Source organism: Terrabacter aeriphilus (assembly GCF_039542985.1).
Lineage (GTDB): Bacteria > Actinomycetota > Actinomycetes > Actinomycetales > Dermatophilaceae > Terrabacter > Terrabacter aeriphilus.
This window is the reverse complement of record NZ_BAABIW010000016.1, coordinates 14,947-37,861: the sequence shown is the minus strand read 5'-3', so window position 1 is coordinate 37,861 and position 22,915 is coordinate 14,947. Positions and strand designations below refer to the sequence as shown.

The window sequence follows — 22,915 nt, the reverse complement described above, 5'->3', positions numbered from 1 at the left end:
ACTCATCGACCCGACACACACCGCAGTGACCCGTTCAGCACACCCGAAAGGATCTTCATGTTCCGTCACACGTCACGCCTGAGCCGGGCGCTGCTGCCCGTCGCCGGCGCCGCCCTCGTCCTCGGCACCGCCGCCTGTGGTGGTGGCTCCGACAACGCCTCCGGGACGAACACGTCGGCCGCCCCCGCGGCAGCGGGCTCCGGCTCCAAGCTCGTCGTGGTCATCACGCCCTCGCCCGACAACGTCTTCTTCAAGGCGGAGCAGGACGCGGCCGCCGCCAAGGCGAAGGAGCTGGGCTACGAGACCCTCGTCATCAGCCACGACGACGACCCGACGAAGCAGAGCCAGGCGTTCGACACGGCGATCTCGCGCAAGGCCGCCGCCATCATCCTCGACAACGCGGGCGCCGACGTGACCGTCACGGCGGTCAAGAAGGCCAAGGACGCCGGCATCCCGTCGTTCCTCATCGACCGGGAGATCAACCAGACCGGTGTCGCGGTCGCCCAGATCGTGTCGAACAACGCGCAGGGGGCCTCCCTCGGCGGCCAGGAGTTCGCCAAGAAGATGAACAACGCCGGGTCCTACGCCGAGCTGCTCGGCAAGGAGACCGACACCAACGCCGGGGTGCGCTCCAAGGGCTACCACGACATCCTCGACCAGATCCCCGCCCTGAAGATGGTCGCCCAGCAGACGGCCAACTGGGACCAGGCGGAGGCGCTGGCGAAGACGCAGACGATCCTGCAGGCCCACCCCGACATCAAGGGCATCATCGCCGGCAACGACACGATGGCCCTCGGCGCACAGGCGGCCCTCGACGCAGCCGGCAAGAAGGACGTTGTGGTCGTCGGCTTCGACGGCAGCCCGGACGTCGTCAGCTCGATCAAGGCCGGCAAGATCAAGGCCACCGTGCTGCAGCCCGCGAGCCAGATCGCCGAGATGGCCGTCGAGCAGGCCGACGCCTACATCAAGGGTGGCGGCAAGGCGTCGCAGCCGGAGAAGCAGTCGGTCGACTGCATCCTGGTGACGTCGGAGAACGCCGACAAGGTCACGAACTTCGCCGTGGCGGGCTGACCCCCAGCGAGCTCAGCCCCTCTCGAGGCGGGGACGGACGCCAGGCGACCGTCCCCGCCTCTCGCTGCGTGCAAGACTCGCGACCGTGACCAGCGACGGCAGTCTGCGCTCCGACGCGTTCGGGCGCTACTGGCGTGCCGGCGCCGTCTCCGGGCTCGGGTCGTACGTCACCATCTTCGCGCTGCAGGCACTCGTCGTCATCGTCCTGCACAGCGGCGCGACCGAGGTGGGCTGGCTCAACGCGGCACGATGGCTGCCCTACCTCGTCTTCGGGCTGATCGTCGGCGCGGTCGTCGATGGCCGGAGGCGGCTGCCGCTGATGGTCGGCACCGATCTCGCGCAGGCGGCCCTGCTGCTGACGGTTCCCCTCCTGTGGTGGCTGGACGTGCTGTCGCTGCCGGCACTCATGGTCATCGTGGTCCTGACCGGCACCGCGGCCGTCGTCAACGGCGCGGCGGAGATGTCGTTCCTGCCACGGCTCCTGAACCGGCAGCACCTGCAGCCCGCCCACGCCCGCGTCGACGCGGCAGACGCGGCCGCGTCCACCGCCGGGCCCGCTCTCGGCGGGCTGCTCGTCGGTGCCGTCGGAGCCCCGCTCGCCGTGCTGCTCGACTCCCTGACCTACCTCTACTCCGCGTTCACGCTGCGGCGGATCCGCGTCGACGAGCCCGCCCCGCGCACGGGCGTCACGGTGCGCCACCTCCTCCGCGAGATCACCGAGGGCGTCAGCTGGGTCTACCGGTCCTCCGGGCTCACGACGATCGCGATCGCCACCCACGTCTGGTTCATCGGCAACGCCATCGTCGGGGTCGTCCTCGCGCCCTACGTGCTGCTCACGCTCGGCCTGACCCCGTTCCAGTTCGGGATCGCGGGCGCGGCCGGCGGTGTCGGCGCAGTGGCCGGGGCGGTGGCGACCACCTGGCTCGGTCGGCGTCTCGGCACCGGCCTGACCATCATCGCGTGCCACCTCGTCACGACCGGCGCCGTTGTCGCGATGGCTCTCGCCGCGCGAGGCGCCGCGTGGGCGTTCCCGGCCCTGATGCTCGGCCAGGCTCTCTACGGGCTGGCGATGGGCATGAGCAACTCCCACGAGATGAGCTACCGCCAGCTGATGACGCCCGACCACCTGCAGGCTCGGACCAACACGACCCTGAGGTCGTTCAACCGGGCGGTCGCCATGGTCACCGCACCCGTCGCCGGCGTGCTCGCCGACGCGTGGGGCAACCAGCGGATGCTGGTCCTCGCGGCAGCCGTCTTCGCCCTTGTGGCGATCGGTCTGGCCGTCACGCCGTTCCGCAGGGTCAGGGCCCCCGTCTGACGGCGGACCGACGCGGTCGTCACCAAGACCGACGCCGCTCCGGCGGATCTCCGGCTGCCTGCCGCGTCTCCGGTCACCGGTCACCTGTGGAAGCGGGGCAGCTTCTCCAGGGCCGCGATCCCAGCCGGCGGGAAGTTGGTGGGCGGAGCGACGGAGCCGCGGTCTGAAGCGCGCAGGTGCCGGTCGACGAAGCGTTGCGTGCTCCGCAGGGCGGCCCCACACTGTGCGGCTGTGATCTCGTCGTTGCCGAGGGCACCGGCGAGCTCGTCGAGATCCAGGACGTAGTAGCGCTCGGCGCCCGGGGGCACCAGGAGATCGACGTAGAGATCGTGCACGACGAGTCCGGCATCGGTGACCTCGATGTCGACCACATCCACGTACCACCAGCCTTCGACCGGTCCGTCGAAGACGGCCGGCCTCGTCAGCTGTACGCCTTGGTCGAGCAGGAGATAGCTGCGATCGACGGTGCCCCGGCCGCGAACCTGGTGCTCCGGAAGGATCGGCACGTCGTAGGCGACGACCTCGTCGACCTGGCGACCCAGGCACCACTGACCCGTGCGATGGAGGACTGAGACATCCCGAAGTGCTCGATTCACCCCGTCACCCTGACACGCGGAGACGCCCGACCGGCGTCCTCTCGTCGACCGACGGTCGATCGGCGGCGTCCCGGTCCGCGGCGGCTGTTGGCACACTGAGCGGGTGAGTACTCCCGATGACGCTGTGGCCGCCGGCAACCGGACGAGCCTCACCGACTCAGGCCTGATCTCCCGGGCAGCCGGCGCCCTGAACCCACAGGAGGTCTCCGCCGGCTTCTGGGTCGGGGACGTCGGAGCGGCGGTGGAGGCCGAGGACGGGCAGGTCTTCACGGGTGCCTGCATCGGTGGACACCTGTCCGTCTGCGCCGAGCTCGGCGCGGTCAGCCAGCTCGTGGCGTCCACGGCCCCGACCATCACCCGCATCGTGGCCGTCTGGCGAGACCCCGCCGACGGGGCCTTGCACATCATCCCACCGTGCGGTCGGTGCCGCGAGCTGCTCAGGGTCATCTCGCAGCGGAACCTGGAGGCCACGGTCATCCTGGGCCCGGGCCACACCACGACACTGCGTGACCTGCTGCCCGTCCCCGGCTGGCACGCCGAGCGCGTCGACCCCGAGACGACCTGAACCTCGCTGTCGCAGAGCGTGTTTCAGCGCGCCGCCAGGATCTCGTCGGCAGCGCCCGCGATGCCCTCGGCGCTGATGCCGAAATGCTCCATGAGCCAGTCGACGGAGCCGGTGGGGGCGAAGGTGTCGGGCACCCCGACGAGGCGGAGCAGCGTCGGCCGGCGCGTCGACAGGTACTCCGCCACGGCGCCGCCGAGGCCCGACGTCAGCGCCTCTTCGACGGTCACGATGCCCGCCGTCTCCTCGGCGGCAGCCAGCAGCGCCTCCCCGTCGAGCGGCTTGATGGTGGGCATCGCCAGCACGCGGGCGTCGACGCCCCGGGTCTCGAGCAGCTCGGCGGCGCCGAGCGCTCGCGTCACGGCCGTGCCGGTCGCGACGATCGTCACGTCGGTGCCGGGGCGCAGCTGCACCGCCCTGCCGGGAACGAACTCGTAGCCCTCGGGCACGACGTCGGGCACGCCCATCCGGCTGACGCGGATGAAGACGGGCCGGCCGGCGCCGGCCGCCCAGCGCACGACCTGGGCCGTCTCGGTCGGGTCGGTCGGCACGACGACGGTCAGGCCCGGGATGGTGCGCAGCCAGGCGAGGTCCTCGATGGAGTGGTGCGTCGGGCCCAGCTCGCCGTAGGCCATGCCGGGGCTCTGCCCGACGAGGACCAGGTGGTGCTGGGAGTACGCGGCGTCGACCTTGATCTGCTCCATGGCGCGGGCGGTCAGGAAGCACGCGGCGGCCGACACGAACGGCACCTTGCCGCCGTTCGCCAGGCCGGCACCGACGCCGACCATGTCCTGCTCGGCGATGCCGACGTTGACCAGCCGCTCGGGGAACCGCTCCTGGAACGGGCCGAGCTTGCTCGACCCGACGGAGTCGTTGACCACGGCGACGATCCGGTCGTCGTGCTCGGCGAGCTCGACGAGGGCAGCGACCCAGGCGTCCCGGCAGTCGTGCAGCGGCGCGGGGGCCGTCGTCGGTGCGGTGGTGGCGGTCATGAGTGCTCCAGCTCGGCGAGGGCCTGGCTGACCTGCTCGGTCGAGGGGACCTTGTGGTGCCAGGCGACGTTGTCGGACATGAACGAGATCGGGTGGCCCTTCATCGTGTGCGCGATGACGGCCGTCGGCTTGCCGGATGCGTGGGGCACCTGGGCGAGCACGTCGAGCAGGGCGCCGTGGTCGTGCCCCTCGACGTCGACCACGTGCATGCCAAAGGCGCGCAGCTTGTCGGCCAGCGGCTCGAGGTCGTTGGTGTCGGCGACCCGGGCGCCCTGCTGGAGCCGGTTGCGGTCGACGACGACGCACAGGTGCGACAGGCGGTGGTTGCCGGCCGTCATGAGCGCCTCCCAGTTCGACCCCTCCTGGAGCTCGCCGTCGCCGACGACGACGAAGGTGCGACGCGACGAGCCGTCGAGCTTGCCCGCGAAGGCGGTGCCGACGGCGATCGGCAGGCCGTGGCCGAGCGGCCCGGTGCTCGCCTCGACGGCGGCGATCTTCGTTCGGGCCGGGTGTCCGTTGAGCTGCGACGTGGGCTGCATGAAGGTCTCGAGCTGCGCCGGGTCGAGGAAGCCCGCCATGGCGAGCGTCGTGTAGAGCGCAGCCGCGGCGTGACCCTTGGAGAGGATGAAGCGGTCGCGCTCCGGGTCGTCGAGCTGGTCGGGGGAGACGTTCATCGCCTCCAGGTAGAGCGTGACGAGGATGTCGATGACCGAGAACTCGCCACCGATGTGGCCGAGGCCGGCGGCGTGCACCATCTCGAGGTCCCGACGGCGTACGAGTCGCGCGGCCTCGGCCAGGTGCGCGACGGCCTCCTCGCGGGTGGCGCCCGCGGGCACGCGCCCGAGCACCGTCAGCACGTCGTGCGGCACGGCGTCCGCGTCGACGTGCGGGATCAGGTCCTCCGTGGTGGTCATGCGTCACCCCGCAGGCACGAGAAGAGGACGTCCTGCACGAGCTTCTGCGCGCCGAGGGCGTCCTGACGGGACTGGGCCGCCTTGAGTCCGTCGACGTCGAGCTCCTCGAGCGCCCGGTGGATGCCCCTGAGGAAGCGCACCGAGAGCCGAGCCGCCTCGACCGTGTCCTCGCGGAACGGGAACTGGTCGAGCTGCCAGACGCCCTCCCAGCCGTTGATCTTCAGCGTGTAGAAGAACTCGAAGAGCTCGACCGGGTGCACCGTGCCGACGACCATGTCGTCGTCCCAGCCGCGCAGGTTGTCGTTGACGTCCATGGCCCAAAGCAGGCCGTGGTCGATGAGCAGCTGCGCCGCTGCGGCCGGTGACTCGCCGCCGAAGAGGGCGTGGCCGAAGTCGAGGAGCACGCCGACGTTGTCGACGCCCATCGCCTTGATGCCGAGGACGGTCTTGGCCGCCGAGTCCCAGAACATCTTGTTGCGGGGCTCGCGGGGCTTGTACTCGATGACGATCTTGATGTCGGGGTTCGCGAGGGCCAGCTCGCGCATGCCGCTGACGGCCAGCTCCCACTGCTCGTGGTGGTTGACCTGCAGGGGGTAGTCCCAGCCGTCCTGGCCGGGCCACACCTTGAGGTAGCGCGCGTCCAGGGCCCGGACGACGTCCGCCGCCTCACCGAGCGCGGCCAGCGCGGCGGCGCGCACCTCCGGGTCCGGGTTGGTGAAGGCGCCCTTGCTGAAGCGGCGCATGTAGATCTCGGGCGTGACGCCGATGGCCTGCAGGCCGTGCTCGGCCAGCGCCTGCTTCACGTCGTCGACGGTGACACCCTCGGAGAAGGGGTAGGGCACGTCGACGTAGGACAGCTCGCCGACCGCGCCGGCACGGGCGATCTGCTCCAGGGTGGAGACCTCAGGGGCATAGCCGTCGGTGGCGTAGCGGTCGACGTACGACGCGAAGTGCCACAGGCCCGCTCCGAAGGATGGGTGGTCGGTCATGGGTGGTTCCTCTCGGTGATCTGCTCACTCGTCTGCTGGCTGGTCTGCTGACTGGTCTGCTCACTGTTCGCCGGATGCGCTTGCGACACAGGCAGGCCGCGTGAGCGGGCAATGGCTTGGCTCCACGCGCGACGACGGTCGTCGACGGCGCAGGGGTGGGGGGTGACGTGTCGCCCCGGTGTGGCGACCGGCACCGCGACGCCGAGCTGCTCGGCGGCGAGCCGCGCGGCTCCTAGGGCGGACGCGGCCGGGCTGCTCGCCACGTCGAGGGGCCGGCCGAGCAGGTCGGACTGGATCTGCATGAGGGTGCCGGAGGCGGTGGCGCCGCCGTCCGCGTGCAGCGTCCCGATGCGGGTCGACCCGTCGGACTCCATGGCCTCGACGACGTCGGCGACCTGGTGCGCCACGGCCTCGAGGGCGGCCCGGGCGAGCTGGCCGCGTGTCGTCCCGGCCGTGACACCGGAGAGCACGCCGACGGCGGAGCGGTCCCAGTACGGCGCGCCCAGGCCCGAGAACGCCGGCACGAAGCACGCGCCGCCGCTGTCGGGCACCCCGGTGGCGAGGGCCTCGAGGTACGCACCGCCCGCGGTCCCCTCGGGGACGCCGAGCGTGCTCGCCATCCAGTCGAGGGCCGAGCCCGACGCCACGATGTTGCCCTCGCGGGCATACGTGGGCCGTCCCGCCACGTGCCAGGCGACGGTCGTCGCGATGCCGTGCGGCGCGCCCCCGGCGTCGGCCGTGGGACTCATCACCGACGTCCCCGTCCCGTACGTCGCCTTGCCGGTGCCCGGCACGGTGCAGCCGTGGTGGTAGAGCGCGGCGTGCGAGTCGGCGAGCACGGCCAGCACGGGCACGCCGGCCGGCATCCGGCCGAGACACTCGGTGGTGACACCGAACGACGCGTCGGACGGGCACGGCTCGGGCAGGTGCACGGGGTCGATGCCGAAGAGGGAGAGCAGCTCGTCGTGCCAGCGCAGGCTCGGCAGGTCGAGCAGCAGGGTGCGCGAGGCGTTCCCGAGGTCGGTGACGTGACGACCGGTGAGCCGCCACAGGAGCCACGCGTCGACGGTGCCCACGGCGATGTCGGAGAGCGGGGCTCCTGCAGCCGACGCGGCGTCGATGGCGGCACGGAACTTCGGGGCCGAGAACATCGGGTCGAGGGAGAGCCCGGTGCGTCGGCGGATCGTCGCGGCGGCACCGGGCTCGCGCTCGGCGAGGTCGGCGCACCACGCCGCCGTCCGCGCGTCCTGCCAGCCGAGCGCGGGGCCCAGCGCCCGGCCCGTGCTCCGGCTCCAGCAGACGGCCGTCTCACGCTGGGAGGAGATGCCGATGCCCAGCACGCGCACCTCGGGTGCCTGCTCGAGGCAGCGCTCGACGGCCGTCAGGGTCGCGGTCCAGAGCTGTTCCGCGTCCTGCTCGACCCAGCCGGGCGCCGGGAAGGCGATGCTCGTGGGTGACGACGCCTGCGCGGTCACGGCACCGGTCGTGGCGTCGACGAGCACGGCCTTGGTGTTGGTCGTGCCCTGGTCGAGCGCGAGCAGCGCTCCGCCGGGGGAGCGACCGGTCTGGCCCTGACTCGTCATCGAATATCCATTCGCTAGTGAATGAAGGTGATGTCAGGTTAGGGGCGGGACTCGTGGCTGTCAACGGATCGAGCCGGTCGCGGCGTGGTGACCGCGTCCGCACGTGCGACAGCGCCGGCCCCGCGAGGCGGGACCGGCGCTGTGTGATGGCGTCGTCGGGCGAGCGCCCGGGACGTCGGTCGGGCGCTGCGGCCTACAGGGGGCCTGCAGGCGAGTTCTACCGGGCGGCCTCGCGCAGGTAGGCCGCCGTGGCGCTGTCGGTGACGAGGGTGTTGATCCAGCCGCCGAGCAGGGCGGCGCGGATCGCCTCGTGCTTGCGCCGGCCGCCGGCGACGCCGATGCGTCGGGGGATGTGCAGCAGGTCGGCCGCCTCGATGCCGAGGATGCGCTTGTCGAAGTGGCTCCGCACGGGCTGCCCCTCCGCGTCGAAGTAGCGCATGCAGACGTCGCCCACGGCTCCCGCGCTGCGCAGCAGGTCCTCGTCCTCTGCGCTGACGGCGTTGCCGCTGGCCCGCAGCAGCGGGGAGGGGAGCAGGCTGCCGATGCCAGCGAGCAGCACCGTGAGGTTCGGGAAGGCGTCGATCGCCTGCGCGATGCTGTCCTCGCGCAGGAGGGCCCGCCGGGTCGCGTCCGACGTGACGACGCCGGGGGCGGGCAGGTAGGTGGCCTGGGCGCCGGTCATCTGCACGAGGCGACCGACGAGGTGGGTCGCCCGGGCCTGGGCGGAGGGCTGGCCGAGGCCGCCGAGCACCTGGACCACCGACTCGCACTCGTGGCTGCTGCGCGGTCGCATCGAGTCGACCGTGGCGAGCAGGGTCGAGCTCCACGACGAGACCCCGATGCGCTCGCCGCCGGTCAGCGTCGTCTCGAGGTAGAAGGCGGCGGCCGCCCCGAGCGCCGGGGTGATGACGAACTCGTCGTCCTCCCCGCCCGTGTCGGCCACGACGACCTCCGTGAGGCCGTAGCGCCGCTCGATCTCGTCCTCGAGGTCGGCGAAGACGCCCCGCGGGGCCACGACCGTGGTGCGCACGATGCCGCTCGCGACGGCCTTCTTCAACAGGCGCGACACGCGGGGCTGCGAGATGTTGAGCCGCCTGGCGATCTCGGGCTGGCGGATGCCCTGCTCGTGGTAGAGCCGGGCGACCTTGGTCATGAGCCGGGTGTCCTCGGCTGCGAAGCCCCCGGCCACGGCGTCTGCAGCGTCCATCGGGTTGGCCATGGTGCCTCCGGTGTGCGGGCCCCGGGAGGGGCGGAACGCGTCGATTCGTTTACGAATATACATTCGTCAAGGCCCGGCGCCCGGGTCTCCGAGAGGCTAGCGCCCACGACAGCGACGCTCCGAGGACGGCGCGGGGCCGCCCACCGCGGGTCAGGCGTGCCGGACCGGCGGGCGGGCAGTGCCCGGGGCACGGGTGCGGGCGCGAGCCAGCAGCAGCGCGCCGACGACGATGCAGACCCCCTCGGCCACGGCGGCCGTCCACACGGACCCGCCGGCCCAGACGGTGTGCACCCCGAGGAGCCCCACGGTCGAGGCGATCACGAAGGCGCCGAGCGTGGCCGCCCCGAACCCGAGGGTGAGGAAGGCCGCCAGCCAGTGCTCCCAGCGGAGCAGCAGCCCGGCGATGACGACCCCCGCCACGACGTTGACGAGGAACATCGGTCCCACGCTCTGGTCACGCACCCCGTCGAACCAGAGGTGAAGGTGCACCCCCGCCGACACGAGGAGTGCTGCTGCTCCGACCCGTCGAAGTCCCATGGGAACCCTCCTGTCGTCCGGACCGCGTCGCCGGGCTCGAGGACCCGGCGGCGTCGGACTACCACTCCTGTAGACGACCTGCCGCCGGCGGCGGTTCAGCCGGCGCGGGGGCTGAACGCGGTGAGGAACGCGTCACGGAACCGGTCCATCGCCCAGACCGGGGAGCTCGGTCCGGGCCGCAGGCCGACGGTCCACGACCACGACGAGATCCTCTGCAGCACAGCGGGATCGCTGCTCAGGATGCTGATCGGCACGTCGTGACCGGCGTCCTCGCCGGAGACGACGGCGACCGGCTGGTGGTCGCCGAGCACGACGACGACCGGGTCATGGTCGTGGGGCTCCCGGAGGAAGCCGACGATGCTGTCGAGCGAGTAGGCCACCGAGGCGCCGTATGCCGCCCGCAGCCTCTGCGGGCTGCTCCAGACCTCGTTCGCGGACGTCGCCGTGCGGGCCTGGGCCGCGTAGACCGACCCGTCGCCGAGGCTCGCCCAGTCGACGAGCCGGGGGAGCGGCGCCCACGGCACGTGACTCGTCACGAGGTCGACCTCGGCCATGAGGGGCGGCCGGGCCGTCGTGGGGCGCGCGCCGAGCTCGGCACGGTCGAGGGCCGCGAGGGTGAACTGGTCGGGCACAGGGGCGTAGCCGAAGCCCGGCCCCGCGTAGCCGAGCGACCGGGCGTCGTAGATCCGGTCGTAGCCGTAGAACGCCTCGCCCTCGGGCCAGTCACGCCGGTCAGCGGGCACGACGGCCACGGTGCGCCACCCGGCTCCCGCGAAGGCCCGCGTCAGCGAGAGGCGTGGGGTGTCGGTCGCTCCCGTGTCGAGCAGCTGGTCGTAGCGCTGCGAGGTGTCGACCCAGAGACCGGACTGGAGCGTGGAGTGCGCGAGCCAGCTGAAGCCGCCGAAGGTCGGGGAGGTGAGCCACGCGCTGCGCGCTGCGTAGCCGGCCGAGCCGAGGGCCTCGGCACCGGCCGTCAGCGCGCGGGCGACCTCGGGGCTGCCCTCGACCGCCACCCGCCCGTAGCTCTCGACGAAGACGACGAGGACGTCCTTGCCGCGCAGGGCCGTGAGCAGGTCGTGCGCCGGGACCGCGGCCAGCGGGTCGGTGGCGACCAGGGCCGCGAAGGCGTCGCGGTCGCGCAGGCCATCGCGGATGCCGGTGACCTCCCGGCTCGCCAGCCTCACGACGTCGGTCGACGCCACGGGGGCCACCGAGGTGGTCGCCCAGCCCACCGACGCGAGCACCACCCATACCGCTGCCGCGGCCACGGCCGCGCGCAGGGACGTGCGTCGGTGCCGACGGAGCACCCGGCGGACCCGCCCCACCGCCCAGGGCGTCAGGACGAGGAGCAGGAGCAGCACCAGCCCGGCCCCGGCCGAGACGGCGACCGCGATCACGGGGCTCGTCGAGTCGCCGAGGAACGAGCCTGCGGCCCCGGCATAGCGCCAGTCGGTCAGCGGGTTGAACGGGCGGTACATGGCCGCGAAGAAGGCCACGTCGAGCACCCGGACGGCGAGCAGGGCTCCGAGCACCATCCCGACGGCGGCGCCGAGCCACCGCGCGACGCCCTCGCGCACGGCGACCAGCAGCAGGACGAGGAGGATGCCCTCGGCCGGCAACCGGAGCAGCTCGACCGCCGACGGACGCCAGCCCCGCACCGGCACCGGGGTGACGAGGGCCACCCACACGAGCAGCACCGCGAGCGCCGTGACGAGCGCCCCGGCCCGTCGACGCCACCGGCGCGCAGGGTGCGTCGTCCCCTGCCCGCCGTTCTCCGCGGTCGCTCGCGTCGGCGGCGCGCCGGTGGTCCGGGCCCGGGTCGGCAGTCCCGTCACGGCAACACCTCCGCGTCCACGGCCGGCACCCACCCCGTCGTGGGTGAGGCAGAGGCCGGACGCCTGCCGGCCAGACGACGCAGCTCGAGCACCTCCGTGCCGAAGGAGACGACGAGCAGGCCCAGCCCGGTCGCGACGACGAGGGCCGCGGCGGACGGGGGCAGGGCCGCGGACGCCACGGCCGTGAGGCCGACACCCTGGTAGGCCGCGACGAGCTTGCGCCACCGGCGCGCGGGCACCTGACCGCGCAGCCACGGCATACGGCGGGCGGCGAGCGCGACGGCGAGCAGGAGGTAGCGGGCGGCGCCGACGGCGAGGACCCACCCTCCGAGCAGCGACGCGGCGTGCACGCTGAGGACGGCGATGAGCGCGGCATCGGTCTCGAGGTCGAAGCGGGCACCGAGGGGGTGCACCGTGCCCGTGCGCCTCGCGACCAGCCCGTCCACGCCGTCGAGGACGAGCGCGACACCCGCGAGAGTGACGAGCAGCCCGCTGCGCGCGCCGGCATCCGACCCGGCCGTCGCGTCGGCCACGAGGGCCGCCACGCCGCAGACGAGCACGGCTCGCGCGAGCGTCACCCGGTCGCCGGGCAGCAGCTGCCACCGGGAGGCCCGCACGAGCCCGAGCGCGAGCGCCGCGGCGAGGACGAGACCGCCGGTCGCGCCGACGACCCAGCCGGCCGGGCCCGGGCGCACGACCGCCAGCAGGAGCGGCACCGAGGTCAGTCCGACCAGCGGGCCGGGAGGGAAGTCGTGGCGCACGGGGCCTCCGGCGGGACGTCGAGCGTTGCTGGACGAGAAAGCTGTCGACCCAAGGACGCCGAGGGCCCGGACGCCGTTCACCCGGCGCCCTAGGGTGGTGCCCGTGTCCACCGCTGCGGCAGCGTTCTGGGTGGTCGCGCCGGGTGAGGGCGCGATCCGCCCGGTCACCGTGCGCGACCCGGGGCCCGGGGAGGTGCGGGTGCGCACCCTGCACTCGGGCGTCAGCCGGGGCACCGAGCTGCTCGTGCACGGCGGCCACGTGCCGGCCGACCAGGACGCGGTCATGCGGGCGCCGCACCAGGAGGGCGACTTCCCGCACCCGGTGAAGTACGGCTACCTCTCCGTCGGTGTCGTCGAGGCGGGGGAGCCGGACCTCGTCGGGCGCCGGGTCTTCTGCCTCCACCCGCACCAGACGGCCTACGTCGTGCCGGTGAGCGCCGTGGTGCCGGTGCCCGACGAGGTGCCCTCGCGCCGTGCGGTGCTGGCAGGCACGGTCGAGACCGCGGTCAACGCGGCCTGGGACGCCGCCCCGCGTGTCGGCGACCGCATCGCCGTCGTCGGCGCCGGCATGGTCGGCTGCTGCGTGGCCCGCCTCCTCGGCGGCATCCCCGGCGTGCGCGTGACGCTCGTCGACCTCGACGACGGGCGCGCGGCCGTCGCGGAGGCGCTCGGCGTCGACTTCGCGCGGCCCAGCCAGCTGACGTCGTCGGGCGACCACGACCTCGTCGTGCACACGAGCGCGACCGGCGCGGGCCTGCAGCTCTCGCTCGACCTGCTCGGGCCGGAGGCGAGCGTGCTCGAGCTCAGCTGGTACGGCGACCGGCGGGTCGAGCTCTCCCTCGGCGGCGCCTTCCACTCGTCCCGGTTGCGCATCCGGGCGAGCCAGGTCGGCGCGGTCGCGGCGTCGCGACGCTCGCGTCGCACGCACACCGAGCGCCTCGAGCTGGCTTTGCGCCTGCTCGCCGACCCGGCCTACGACGCGCTGCTGACGGGAGACTCGCCCTTCGAGGAGCTGCCGGGCGTCATGGCCCGCCTCGCCGACGGCTCGCTGCCGGCCGTCTGCCACACCGTGAGCTACCCACCAGCCGACCGACCACCCGACCGACCTCACCGACCGGCCTGACCGACCGGCTTGACCGACCGGCCTCACCGACCGGCCTGACCGACCGGCCCGACCGACCTGACCGAGCGAACCCCGGGGGAGACGATGTTCAGCGTCACCGTGCGAGACCACCTGATGATCGCCCACAGCTTCCGCGGCGAGGTCTTCGGACCGGCGCAGCGCCTGCACGGCGCGACCTTCGTCACCGACGTGACCTTCCGCGGGCCCGAGCTCGACGCCGACGGCATCCTCGTCGACATCGGCCGGGCCACCACCGTGGTGCACGACGTCGTGGCGGCGCTCGGCTACCGCAACCTCGATGACGAGCCGGCCTTCGCCGGGACGAACAGCACGACCGAGGTGGTGGCCCGCTTCATCGCGGAACAGGTCGCGAGCCGCATCCGAGCCGGGGAGACGGGCGCCGACGAGGGCCGGCTGACCGGCCTCGTCGTCACGCTGCACGAGTCGCACGTCGCGTGGGCGAGCTACGAGTGCGACCTCTGACGGAGGCCCGCGAGATCCACGCCGTGGTGCCGGCGGGCATCGACGACCCGGAGCGACCCAGCGGGGGCAACACCTACGACCGGCGGGTGCTGGAGGGGCTCACGGGTCTCGGCCGGCGCGTCGTCGAGCACCACGTCCCCGGCGCGTGGCCGGCTCCCGACGAGGCCGCCCTGCGCCGTCTGGCGGCTGTCGTCGCCGCCGTGCCGGACGACGCAATCGTGCTCGTCGACGGTCTGGTCGCCTCGGCGGCCGAGCACGTCCTCGTCGGCGAGGCCGCTCGCACCACCCTCGTGCCGCTGGTGCACCTGCCGCTGGGGGTGACCGACACCACGGCGTCGGCGGCCGAAGGTCGCGTGCTGAGGGCGTCCGCCGCCGTGGTGGTGACGAGCAGCTGGACGGGCGAGTGGCTGCGCGAGGCCCACCGGTTGCCGGTCGGGACGGTGCACGTGTGCCCTCCCGGGGTCGACGCCGCTCCGGCTGTCATGGGGACTGCCTCCGGCACCCGCCTGCTCTGCATTGGGCCCGTCACGCGGCTCAAGGGCCACCTCGACCTCGTCGACGCCCTTGCCCGGGTGCGCGACCTGCCGTGGTCGTGCGCCTTCGTCGGGTCCACGGCCGTCGAACCGTCCACGGTCGCCCGCGTGGAGGAGATGCTCGCGCGGATCGGGATGGTCGAGCGCGTGCGCCTCCTCGGTCCTCGGGCGCACGCCGATGTCGGAAGTGCCTACGCGACAGCAGATCTCGTGGTGCAGGCCTCTCACGTCGAGACCTACGGGATGGTCGTGGGCGAGGCGTTGGCGCGGGGCCTGCCGGTGCTCGCTGCGTCCGTCGGTGGGATGGCCGAAGCCCTCGGGTCGACGGATGCCGGGCCGCCGGGTCTGCTGGTGCCCCCCGGCCGCCCCGAGGCGCTGGCGGCGTCGCTGCGCGCGTGGCTGACCGACGCCGAGCTGCGCGAGGAGCTGCGGCGCCGAGCCGCCCTGCGACGCGGCACGCTGGCGCCGTGGGCGCGGACCGTCGCAGCCGTCGACGCGGCCCTGGAGTCGGCCGTCCGCGGTCGCGGGCGGTCCTCGCCGGTGACGGACGCCGACGGCCCCGGCGCTGAACCCGCCGGGCGCCCCGGACGTCGTCACTCACAGGACCAGGGAGGGAGGTCGGGCCGGTGAGACGGGCATCCGTGCGGCTGCGCCCCGTGGGCGGGCTCGCCATCCTGGCCGTGCTGGTGTGGCGTGTGGGCGGCGACGCCTTCCTCACGGCCCTCGGACGCATCCACCTCGCCCCGCTCGCGCTCGCGGCCGCGATCGTGGCCCTGACGACGGTGCTCGGAGCCTGGCGCTGGGTGCTCGTGGCGCGTGCGCTCGGCACCCGGCTGCGGCTCGGCGACGCCGTCGCGGAGTGCTACCGGTCGCAGCTGCTCAACGTCACCCTGCCCGGCGGGGTGCTCGGCGACGTGAACCGTGGCGTGCGGCACGGGAACGGCACCGACGACCTCGCTCGTGGCCTGCGGGGCGTCGTGTGGGAACGCACCGCGGGACAGGTCGTGCTCGTCGTCGTCGCGACCGGCGTCCTCCTCGTCGAGCCCTCTCGTGCCCTGCTGGCACCGACCGTCGTCGGCGTCGCGCTGCTGGCCGTGGCGTCGGTCGGGCTGCTGGTCGTGCTCTTTCTCCTGCCCACCCGCAGCCGCCGGGGCGAGCCGACGCGGCTCGGTCGAGCCGCGCGCACCGCGCTCGGCGACGTGCGCGCGGGCCTGCACGACCGGCATACGTCGGCGGGGGTGCTCGTCGCGTCGCTCCTCGTCGTGGCAGGCCACGTGGGCACCTTCGTCCTCGCCGCCCGCACTGCGGGCGTCACGGCACCCACCGGCCGCCTCGTGCCGCTCGCGCTCGTCGCCCTCGTCGCGATGGGGCTGCCGCTCAACGTCGCCGGCTGGGGGCCGCGCGAGGGTGTGGCGGCCTGGTCGTTCGGCGTGGCCGGGCTCGGCGCGGGCGCCGGCGTCACGACGGCCGTGGTCTACGGGGTCATGACCCTCGTCGCGGTGCTGCCCGGTCTCGTGCTGCTGGTGGCGCCGGCCCGGTGGCCGTGGGCCCGGTGGACGTCGGCCCGCCGTGTCGCGGCAGCTCACGAAGGAGGAGCCCGTGGCTGACCGGCCCTACACCCTGCTCAGCTGCGGCATGTCGATCGACGGCTACCTCAGCGCGGGCACCGAGCAACGGCTGCTGCTGTCGAACGAGGCGGACTTCGACCGGGTCGACGGGGAGCGCGCCGCGAGCGACGCCATCCTCGTCGGCGCCAGCACCATCCGGGCCGACGACCCGCACCTGCTCGTGCGGTCACCCGCGCGACGCGCCGACCGGGTGGCCCGCGGCCTCCCACCCTCGCCCGTCAAGGTCACCGTGACGAGGAACGCCGAGCTCGACTGCGCCGCAGCCTTCTTCGCGCCCGACGGTGCCGACAAGGTCGTCTACTGCCCCAGCGACGTCGTGGCCCGGGCGCGCTCCCGGCTGGGCGCGGTCGCGACCGTGCTGGACGCCGGGCACCCGCCGACGATGCGCCGCGTGTGCGACGACCTCGGAGAGCGCGGGACGCGCCGGCTCATGGTCGAGGGTGGCGGCACCGTGCACACGCAGCTGCTCGTCGACGACCTCGTCGACGAGCTCCAGCTCGTCGTGGCGCCCCTCTTCGTCGGCGACTCCGCGGCCTGCCGGTTCGTCGGCGACGGCCGCTACCCCTGGAACGCCGGGCGCCGCGCGACGCTCGCCGAGGTCCGCCAGATCGGCGACGTCGTGCTGCTCCGGTATGCCCTGTCACCGCGGTTCCAGGAGGCGCCGTGACCGCCGAGCCGCAGACCCGGGGCCCCGGCCCCGCCACGGTGCGCTCGCACGTGCTCGTGCCGATCGGCTTCGCGGACGGGTTCTCCACCACGGCACGCATCGTCAGCTTCGACGGCCTCGCCGACGGGCGAGAGCACGTCGCCGTCGCGCTGGGCGACCGGGCCGAGCCGGCCCAGCCCGGCGTACGCGCGCCCGCGCCGGATCTCGCGCCGACGCCCGTCCGTCTGCACAGCGAGTGCCTGACCGGCGACGTCTTCGGCAGCGGACGCTGCGACTGCGGTGCGCAGCTGCGCGAGTCGGTGGAGCGCCTCGCCGGCACCGGCGGCTACCTGCTCTACCTGCGGCAGGAGGGCCGGGGGATCGGGCTGTATCCCAAGCTCGACGCGTACGTGCTGCAGGACGGTGGCCTCGACACCTACGACGCGAACGTCGCGCTCGGCTTCCGTGCCGACGAGCGCGACTACACCGTGGCGGCGCAGATGCTCGGTGCGCTCGGCGTGACGCGAATCGCTTTGCTGAGCAACAACCCCGACAAGGTGAGGCAGCTGCGCGCGCTCGGCGTCACGGTCAGCTCGCGGGTGCCCACCGGGGTGCACCTCTCCCGGACGAACGCGGCCTACCTGCGCACCAAGGCGCGCCGCGGGGCGCATGCGCTCGACCTGCCCGTGGCGCTGCGGGAGGTCGGGTCGGAGTCAGACTGAGGGGCGGCGCCGCGCGTCCTGCCGGTCACGCTCCTCGTGACGGCAGCAGGGCCCCGAGGGCCGCACCGATCCCGGAACCGTGACCGCCCCTGAGCCGGTTGCCCGCCGGCACGCTCTGCCTGACGTTGCCCGGCCCGGCCGGCATCGGGACCGACCGGTCCGAGGCCAGCACGCCGAAGAGGGGACCGACGAGGGCGTCGAAGACGCGCGGCAGGAGGGTGAAGCCTGCGCGCGTGAGCCCGTCGATCCCGCCGCCGTGGGTGACCGGTCGCGGGCGGCGCAGCACGTCGACGACGAGCCCGCCGGCCTTCTCGGCCGACCACACGACCGGTGGCGGCTGCCCGGCGGGGCCGCCGGCATACGCGGCCTGGCGGTAGATGGGGGTGTCGACACCGGGCAGGGAGACGTAGGAGACGTGCACGCCGCGCACGTCGCGGTTCTCGACGAGCGCCTGCCGGGCGAGCGCGCGCACGCCCCACTTGCTCACCGTGTAGGCGCTCATCGTCGGCACGGCGATGTGCCCGATCATCGACCCCACGAGCACGACCGAGCCGCGGCCCTGGGCGCGCAGCAGGGGCAGCGTGTGGCGCAGCACGTTCGCAGAGCCGAGCAGGTTGGTGTGCACGACAGCGTCGAAGAGGGGAGCCCCCAGCTCCTCGAGCCGTCCGTAGGCGACGACGCCCGCGCAGTTGGCCACCCCGTCGAGGCGGCCGTATGCGTCCACGACCGCCGCGACCGCCGTCGCCACCGCGTCGTCGTCCCGCAGTTCGGTCGGCAGCACGAGGACGTCGGCCGCGCCGAGGCGTCGGCACTCGTCGGCCGCCCGGTCCAGGGCCTCCCGGCCGCGGGCCACGAGCGCGAGCCGGGCGCCCACCCGGGCGAGCTCGTGCGCGGCGGCGAGGCCGATGCCGCTCGACGCACCGGTCACGAGGACCGCCGCCCCGTGGAGGACGTCGGGTTTCGGTCGGAGGCCGGTTCGTGGCGTCGGTGTGCTCATGACGGGAACCGTGCCCCGTCGGCACTCCTGCCAAACCCAACGTTGGACAGACGTTCAGGATCTTCCGGGGTCGCGGGTCGTGGAGACCGGCCGGTCAGCAGGGGCGCGCCGGGCCCGCGTCGGTGACGCGGTGGATGAGCCAGCCGCCACCTGAACGCCGCAGCTGCACCTGCTGCTCCTGCACGACGCAGGAGCGACCCTCGACGCGGTGCGCGGCGTCGAGCCGGGTGCGCAGCTCGACCGAGGCGTCGACCACGTCGCCGGAGCCGACGAGCCGGCGCACGGTGACGTGGTCCCAGTGGCGCCCCGCCTGGTCCTCGCGCCACGTCTCGAGCCCCTCGAGCCGGTCCTGCTGGTCAGGAGTGAAGACGGCGAACGCCACCTCGTCGCTGCCGGTGTTGAGGGCCTGGCCCTGGAGGGAGATCGCGGCCGCCACGTCGCGGGCGTACGAGTGCCCGCTGCGCACCTCGACCGTCGGCGCGCGGGAGTCGCCGAGCGGTGGGGCGACGTCGCCGTAGCACTCGAGCAGGTCGCGGCTGGGCGCGTCGCGCCACCGGGCCACGTCGGCGGCGACCGCTGCAGCCGGGACGACCACGGCCGGGCTGCGCAGCCACGCCGGGTCGGCCGTCGTCGCAGGGCGTTTCGTGCGCGGGCGCTGGCCGAGCGCCTCGAGCTTGGCGTTCCGGCCGTCGGCGGAGGTGTCGAGCCCCGACACCCACAGTGCCGGACCCGTGAGGAGCCCGACGACCGCTCCCGAGGCGTCGACGGCCGGGCCGCCGGTGACGGCGTCGTTCACGCGCGCGTCGGTGACGAACGCCTCGGTGGCCTTGATCGACCCGTAGTCGACGGCGACACCGCGGCCGGCGGTCGCCTCCGTGGCGCGCAGGTCGAAGCTGCCGAGCGGGAAGCCGAGCAGGCCCACGGCCTTTCTCGCGGGCGCCCCGCTCCCGGCGAGGCGCACCTTGGCCGGCGCGACGGGTGTCGCGGTGCGCAGCACGGCGACGTCGGAGGTGCGGTCGATGCCGACGACGAGCGCGGAGACGACGCCGCCGGCGTACTGGACGGAGAGGGCCGACGCGCCGGTGGCGACGTGACCGGCGGTGACGACGAGGTCGTCGGCCACGAAGCAGCCGCTGCCGACGACGCGGGTGTCGCAGCCGGCCACGTCGATGCGGACGAGGGCCGGCCCCGTCCGCTCGGCGACCTCGGTCCACGCGCGCGAGCCGGAGACGTACGGCTTCTCGACCCCGGGGCCCTCGTCCCGGCCGGAGGCGTCGCCCGACGAGGAGCCGGACGAGGCGCGCGCCGAGGGCGTGGGTGCCACCACGCCGGTGACGGCGGGCGCGGGGGCGTCGACGGTGACGACCACGGGGGCCGGGGGCAGCAGCGAGCAGCCGCCCAGGCTCAGGGCCGTAGCCGCCACCACGGTCAGGACGCGTGCGCCACCCATGAGATTCCCCTCGTCGATCTGAGGCAACGGTGACACAGGCGGGCGCCCGCCCCGGGCACGACGCGCGGGCGCCGATGCGTGGTTTCGCCCGAAAACGCCCCTCTGGTGTCTCCGGCGCGTCGCAGGCTCGTCGCGGACGCCTCGAGGGACCCGGGGACGCGTCGGCCGTCAGTCCCTGAGCAGGTGCAGGTCGTACTGCGCGAGTTTGCGGTAGATCGTCGCGCGGCTCATGCCGAGCTCGGTCGCGGCCTCCCGCATGGTGACGCCCGGGCGGGTGAGGCAGCGCACGATCTCCTCCCGCTCGAAGGCCTCGATCCGGGTGAGTCGGCGTCCCGACCCGCTCAGCACCTCCGAGGGCAGGTGCATCGTGTCGACGACGTCGGCCCGCCCGGCCGCCTGGCGCACGACGCGCACGAGCTGGTCGACGTTCCCGGGCCACCCGCACGAGGTCAGGGCACGCTCGGCCGCCGCCGTGAAGGCGACGGGACGGCCCCGGGTGCGCCCGGCCACGTGGCGGGCGAGGGAGAGCACGTCGTCGGTGCGGTCGCGCAGGGGCGGCACCTCGACGACGGTGTCGACGAGCGCCGCGAGCCCGGCGGGCAGGGAGGCGAGGCTCTCGGCCGTCAGCGCCCACCTCGGGGACGGCGGGGACGTCGAGGCCGTCGGGACGTCCCGGCCCGCCGTCTTGCCGACGCCGGCGCGGGCCGACACGAGGTCGCGGAGCGAGCCCGCGGCCCACGTGGGCAGCTCGTCGACGTCGCACACGAGCACCCCGGTGTGCGGCTTGCCGATCTCCGGAGCCCAGAGCGACAGCCACACCTCGACGTCCTGCGGCGCGGGGGCGCTGGCGCTGAGGATGCGGTCGCGGGGGCGGGCCCGGCGCATCGCCTGCGCGAGCAGCGTCGCCCGGCCCGAGCCGTGCTCGCCGACGGCGGCCACGACACGTCCGTCGCGCAGGGCCACCGCCGCGGCGTCGACCGCGTCGGTCCACGCCGGGGAGAGCTCACCAAGGGTGCCCGATCCGGGTTCGAGGCGGGCCGTCTCGACGCGAAAGACCTGGCCGCGCGGGGCGGGCCTCGAGACCTGGCCGCGCGAGCGGGCGAGCATGAGGGCGGCGGTCGTGCCCGCGGCCGACTGGGCGAGGGCGAGCAGCAGGTCGCCCTTCGAGCGCGACCACGTCGTGAGGTTGACGGCGCCCTCGAGCCGGCCCGTCGCCGGGTCGAGCACCGGCACCGCCGCGCACGTGTAGGTGCGCAGGCTCAGGCTGTAGTGCTCCTCGGCGTGCACGAGTGTCGGCATCCGGTCGGCGAGGGCGAGGCCCAGGCCGTTGGTGCCCGCCTCGCGCTCGGAGAAGGCGAAGCCCGGGGCGAGGTGCACGGCGTCGAGGGCGCGCAGCAGCGACGTGTCACCGCTCAGCCGGTTGAGCACCAGCCCGTCGGCGTCGGTGAGCATCATGCTGATCGGCTCGTCGGCCAGGGTCTGGTGCAGCCCGGTCAGCACCTCGCGACCGCACTGGTAGAAGAGCGAGTCCTCGTGTCCCGTGCCGGTGAAGACCGGCTCGACCGCGTCGAGGGAGACGCCGTAGTCCTCGCTGCGCTGCCAGGAGCGGAGCACCCGCTGCGGCACCGAGAGGGCCGGGTGCGGGTCGGACAGGCCGAGACGCTGCGGCAGGCCGCCCTCCTGCATCGGCTCCATCGCCGCCTCCTCGAGCCCGGGCCCGCGGGGCCCCTCTCCGACGTTCCGACGGTACCCCGCAGCACGAGGTGCGCGGCGCGGATGGCGTCTCAAATTGAGACAGCGACCCCGGTGACCGGCGCACCGCGCCTTCCTATCGTCGAAGGCGGATCAACGACGATCACACCGGAGGAGACCAGATGTACACGAAGGACGGCGAGAGCTACTTCATCGTCGACGCGCACGTCGCGTTGTGGGACGCCCGGCCCGAGAACCAGCGGAACATCCACGGCAAGCAGTTCATCGACTGCTTCTACGACTACCACCGCAACCTCAGCCCCGAGTCCGAGGTGTGGAGCTACGAGGACTACCTCTACCAGGGCGGCGCCCGACTCAAGAAGGACCTCTTCGACGACGGCTACGTCGACCACGCCATCTTCCAGCCCGCCCACCTCGGCGAGTTCTACGTGGGTGGCTTCGGGCAGACCGAGGAGGCCTCGCAGCTGGCGAAGGCCGACCCGGCACGCCTCACCTACAACCACCACTTCGACCCGCGCAACGGCGAGCAGGGCCTCGACCAGCTGCGCGCCGACGTCGAGCGGCTCGGCTTCACCGGCGTCAAGCTCTACACGGCCGAGTGGCACGGTGAGAGCCGCGGCTGGAAGCTCGACGACCCGTGGGCCTACCGCTACTTCGAGGCCTGCCGAGAGCTGGGCGTCACGAAGATCCACGTCCACAAGGGCCCGACGATCCGGCCCCTCGACCGCGACGCGTTCGACGTCGCGGACGTCGACCACGTGGCGAGCGACTTCACCGACCTCACCTTCATCGTCGAGCACGTGGGCCTGCCGCGCCTGGAGGACTTCTGCTGGATCGCGACGCAGGAGCCCAACGTCCACGGCGGCCTCGCGGTCGCGATGCCCTTCATCCACACGCGTCCCCGCTACTTCGCCCAGATCCTCGGCGAGCTCCTCTACTGGGTCGGCGAGGACCGCATCCACTTCTCGAGCGACTACGCCATCTGGACCCCGCGCTGGCTCGTCGAGAAGTTCGTCGACTTCCAGATCCCCGAGGACATGACCGAGTACGCCCCGCTGACGACGGCGCAGAAGAAGAAGAAGATCCTCGGCCTCAACGCCGCCAAGCTCTACGGTCTCGACGTTCCCGCTGAGCTGCGACTCCCCGACGCCGACGAGCCGGCCACCGGTCCGCGCGGCGCCGACGACACGGCCGAGCGCGCGGCCGACACGCAGGGTTCCGGCGCCCTCGCAGGGGTCTGACC

22 protein-coding genes are annotated in these 22,915 nt (G+C 73.6%); 10 read left to right on the top strand and 12 right to left on the bottom strand.

The annotated features are described in order from the left end of the window. The first annotated feature begins 57 nt into the window (after nt 1-57). Together ABD979_RS11920 and ABD979_RS11915 are read left to right on the top strand one after the other, a co-directional pair. Complete coding sequence (locus ABD979_RS11920) at nt 58-1,071, top strand: D-ribose ABC transporter substrate-binding protein (protein WP_345507694.1); 1,014 nt, start codon at nt 58-60, stop codon at nt 1,069-1,071. A gap of 85 nt (nt 1,072-1,156) precedes the next feature. Then, entirely contained in the window at nt 1,157-2,389 is a 1,233-nt protein-coding gene (locus tag ABD979_RS11915; RefSeq protein ID WP_345507693.1) for an MFS transporter, read from the top strand. A gap of 80 nt (nt 2,390-2,469) precedes the next feature. On the opposite strand, the gene ABD979_RS11910 is transcribed toward ABD979_RS11915, so the two are convergent. After that, nucleotides 2,470-2,985, bottom strand: coding sequence for a DUF402 domain-containing protein (locus ABD979_RS11910; RefSeq protein ID WP_345507692.1), 516 nt, complete (start codon nt 2,983-2,985; stop codon nt 2,470-2,472). 103 nt (nt 2,986-3,088) lie between these two features. Here ABD979_RS11910 and ABD979_RS11905 point away from each other — a divergent pair, with 103 nt between their 5' ends. Beyond that, nucleotides 3,089-3,550 (top strand): cytidine deaminase family protein, encoded by a 462-nt coding sequence (locus ABD979_RS11905; protein WP_345507691.1) that lies wholly within the window; start codon nt 3,089-3,091, stop codon nt 3,548-3,550. Between the two features lie 23 nt (nt 3,551-3,573). On the opposite strand, the gene ABD979_RS11900 is transcribed toward ABD979_RS11905, so the two are convergent. The 8 genes from ABD979_RS11900 to ABD979_RS11865 form a co-directional block, all read right to left on the bottom strand. Continuing rightward, nucleotides 3,574-4,539 (bottom strand): transketolase family protein, encoded by a 966-nt coding sequence (locus tag ABD979_RS11900; protein ID WP_345507690.1) that lies wholly within the window; start codon nt 4,537-4,539, stop codon nt 3,574-3,576. Beyond that, nucleotides 4,536-5,453, bottom strand: a complete 918-nt coding sequence (locus ABD979_RS11895; RefSeq protein ID WP_345507689.1) for a transketolase — start codon at nt 5,451-5,453, stop codon at nt 4,536-4,538. The genes ABD979_RS11900 and ABD979_RS11895 overlap by 4 nt, the downstream gene beginning before the upstream one ends. Then, nucleotides 5,450-6,442, bottom strand: coding sequence for a sugar phosphate isomerase/epimerase family protein (locus ABD979_RS11890; RefSeq protein ID WP_345507688.1), 993 nt, complete (start codon nt 6,440-6,442; stop codon nt 5,450-5,452). Before ABD979_RS11890 ends, ABD979_RS11895 begins: the two co-directional genes overlap by 4 nt. Beyond that, a complete protein-coding gene (locus ABD979_RS11885) occupies nt 6,439-8,025 on the bottom strand; it encodes an FGGY-family carbohydrate kinase (RefSeq protein ID WP_345507687.1) in 1,587 nt (528 codons plus the stop codon). The genes ABD979_RS11890 and ABD979_RS11885 overlap by 4 nt, the downstream gene beginning before the upstream one ends. A 217-nt stretch (nt 8,026-8,242) precedes the next feature. Further along, nucleotides 8,243-9,232, bottom strand: coding sequence for a sugar-binding transcriptional regulator (locus ABD979_RS11880; RefSeq protein WP_345507686.1), 990 nt, complete (start codon nt 9,230-9,232; stop codon nt 8,243-8,245). Nucleotides 9,233-9,394: 162 nt separating this feature from the next. Further along, a complete protein-coding gene (locus tag ABD979_RS11875; RefSeq protein WP_345507685.1) occupies nt 9,395-9,781 on the bottom strand; it encodes a hypothetical protein in 387 nt (128 codons plus the stop codon). 95 nt (nt 9,782-9,876) lie between these two features. Next, on the bottom strand, nt 9,877-11,616 hold the full coding sequence (locus tag ABD979_RS11870; protein ID WP_345507684.1) for a CDP-alcohol phosphatidyltransferase: 1,740 nt from the start codon (nt 11,614-11,616) through the stop codon (nt 9,877-9,879). Continuing rightward, nucleotides 11,613-12,377, bottom strand: coding sequence for a CDP-alcohol phosphatidyltransferase family protein (locus ABD979_RS11865; protein ID WP_345507683.1), 765 nt, complete (start codon nt 12,375-12,377; stop codon nt 11,613-11,615). The genes ABD979_RS11870 and ABD979_RS11865 overlap by 4 nt, the downstream gene beginning before the upstream one ends. Nucleotides 12,378-12,480: 103 nt before the next feature. On the opposite strand from ABD979_RS11865, the gene ABD979_RS11860 reads away from it, so the two are divergent. From ABD979_RS11860 to ABD979_RS11835, 6 genes are all read left to right on the top strand, one after another. Beyond that, nucleotides 12,481-13,500: a zinc-dependent alcohol dehydrogenase gene (locus ABD979_RS11860; protein WP_345507682.1), complete on the top strand. Its 1,020-nt coding sequence runs from the start codon at nt 12,481-12,483 to the stop codon at nt 13,498-13,500. 84 nt (nt 13,501-13,584) lie between these two features. Beyond that, entirely contained in the window at nt 13,585-13,983 is a 399-nt protein-coding gene (locus tag ABD979_RS11855) for a 6-pyruvoyl trahydropterin synthase family protein (protein WP_345507681.1), read from the top strand. Further along, a complete protein-coding gene (locus tag ABD979_RS11850; protein WP_345507680.1) occupies nt 13,971-15,146 on the top strand; it encodes a glycosyltransferase family 4 protein in 1,176 nt (391 codons plus the stop codon). The genes ABD979_RS11855 and ABD979_RS11850 overlap by 13 nt, the downstream gene beginning before the upstream one ends. Next, on the top strand, nt 15,143-16,123 hold the full coding sequence (locus ABD979_RS11845; protein WP_345507679.1) for a lysylphosphatidylglycerol synthase domain-containing protein: 981 nt from the start codon (nt 15,143-15,145) through the stop codon (nt 16,121-16,123). The genes ABD979_RS11850 and ABD979_RS11845 overlap by 4 nt, the downstream gene beginning before the upstream one ends. After that, entirely contained in the window at nt 16,116-16,811 is a 696-nt protein-coding gene (locus ABD979_RS11840) for a RibD family protein (RefSeq protein WP_345507678.1), read from the top strand. Before ABD979_RS11845 ends, ABD979_RS11840 begins: the two co-directional genes overlap by 8 nt. Continuing rightward, a complete protein-coding gene (locus tag ABD979_RS11835) occupies nt 16,808-17,512 on the top strand; it encodes a GTP cyclohydrolase II (RefSeq protein WP_345507677.1) in 705 nt (234 codons plus the stop codon). Before ABD979_RS11840 ends, ABD979_RS11835 begins: the two co-directional genes overlap by 4 nt. A gap of 25 nt (nt 17,513-17,537) precedes the next feature. On the opposite strand, the gene ABD979_RS11830 is transcribed toward ABD979_RS11835, so the two are convergent. The 3 genes from ABD979_RS11830 to ABD979_RS11820 form a co-directional block, all read right to left on the bottom strand. Next, nucleotides 17,538-18,509 carry an SDR family NAD(P)-dependent oxidoreductase gene (locus ABD979_RS11830; protein WP_345507676.1) on the bottom strand — a complete coding sequence of 324 codons (972 nt, stop codon included), beginning with the start codon at nt 18,507-18,509 and terminating at the stop codon, nt 17,538-17,540. Nucleotides 18,510-18,603: 94 nt separating this feature from the next. After that, nucleotides 18,604-19,959, bottom strand: coding sequence for a trypsin-like peptidase domain-containing protein (locus tag ABD979_RS11825; protein WP_345507675.1), 1,356 nt, complete (start codon nt 19,957-19,959; stop codon nt 18,604-18,606). Between the two features lie 168 nt (nt 19,960-20,127). Beyond that, nucleotides 20,128-21,654 (bottom strand): AAA-type ATPase lid domain-containing protein, encoded by a 1,527-nt coding sequence (locus ABD979_RS11820; protein WP_345507674.1) that lies wholly within the window; start codon nt 21,652-21,654, stop codon nt 20,128-20,130. Between the two features lie 179 nt (nt 21,655-21,833). Between ABD979_RS11820 and ABD979_RS11815 the strand changes: the two genes are divergently transcribed. Next, a complete protein-coding gene (locus tag ABD979_RS11815) occupies nt 21,834-22,913 on the top strand; it encodes an amidohydrolase family protein (RefSeq protein ID WP_345507673.1) in 1,080 nt (359 codons plus the stop codon). Nucleotides 22,914-22,915: the final 2 nt, after the last annotated feature.

Bases quoted from the DNA above. Each gene is read 5' to 3' on its own strand.
- ABD979_RS11815 (WP_345507673.1), top strand. From the start codon at position 21,834: ATGTACACGAAGGACGGCGAGAGCTACTTCATCGTCGACGCGCACGTC.
- ABD979_RS11895 (WP_345507689.1), bottom strand. From the start codon at position 5,453: ATGACCACCACGGAGGACCTGATCCCGCACGTCGACGCGGACGCCGTG.
- ABD979_RS11830 (WP_345507676.1), bottom strand. From the start codon at position 18,509: ATGAGCACACCGACGCCACGAACCGGCCTCCGACCGAAACCCGACGTC.
- ABD979_RS11820 (WP_345507674.1), bottom strand. From the start codon at position 21,654: ATGGAGCCGATGCAGGAGGGCGGCCTGCCGCAGCGTCTCGGCCTGTCC.
- ABD979_RS11885 (WP_345507687.1), bottom strand. From the start codon at position 8,025: ATGACGAGTCAGGGCCAGACCGGTCGCTCCCCCGGCGGAGCGCTGCTC.
- ABD979_RS11875 (WP_345507685.1), bottom strand. From the start codon at position 9,781: ATGGGACTTCGACGGGTCGGAGCAGCAGCACTCCTCGTGTCGGCGGGG.
- ABD979_RS11890 (WP_345507688.1), bottom strand. From the start codon at position 6,442: ATGACCGACCACCCATCCTTCGGAGCGGGCCTGTGGCACTTCGCGTCG.
- ABD979_RS11920 (WP_345507694.1), top strand. From the start codon at position 58: ATGTTCCGTCACACGTCACGCCTGAGCCGGGCGCTGCTGCCCGTCGCC.
- ABD979_RS11855 (WP_345507681.1), top strand. From the start codon at position 13,585: ATGTTCAGCGTCACCGTGCGAGACCACCTGATGATCGCCCACAGCTTC.
- ABD979_RS11825 (WP_345507675.1), bottom strand. From the start codon at position 19,959: ATGGGTGGCGCACGCGTCCTGACCGTGGTGGCGGCTACGGCCCTGAGC.
- ABD979_RS11900 (WP_345507690.1), bottom strand. From the start codon at position 4,539: ATGACCGCCACCACCGCACCGACGACGGCCCCCGCGCCGCTGCACGAC.
- ABD979_RS11880 (WP_345507686.1), bottom strand. From the start codon at position 9,232: ATGGACGCTGCAGACGCCGTGGCCGGGGGCTTCGCAGCCGAGGACACC.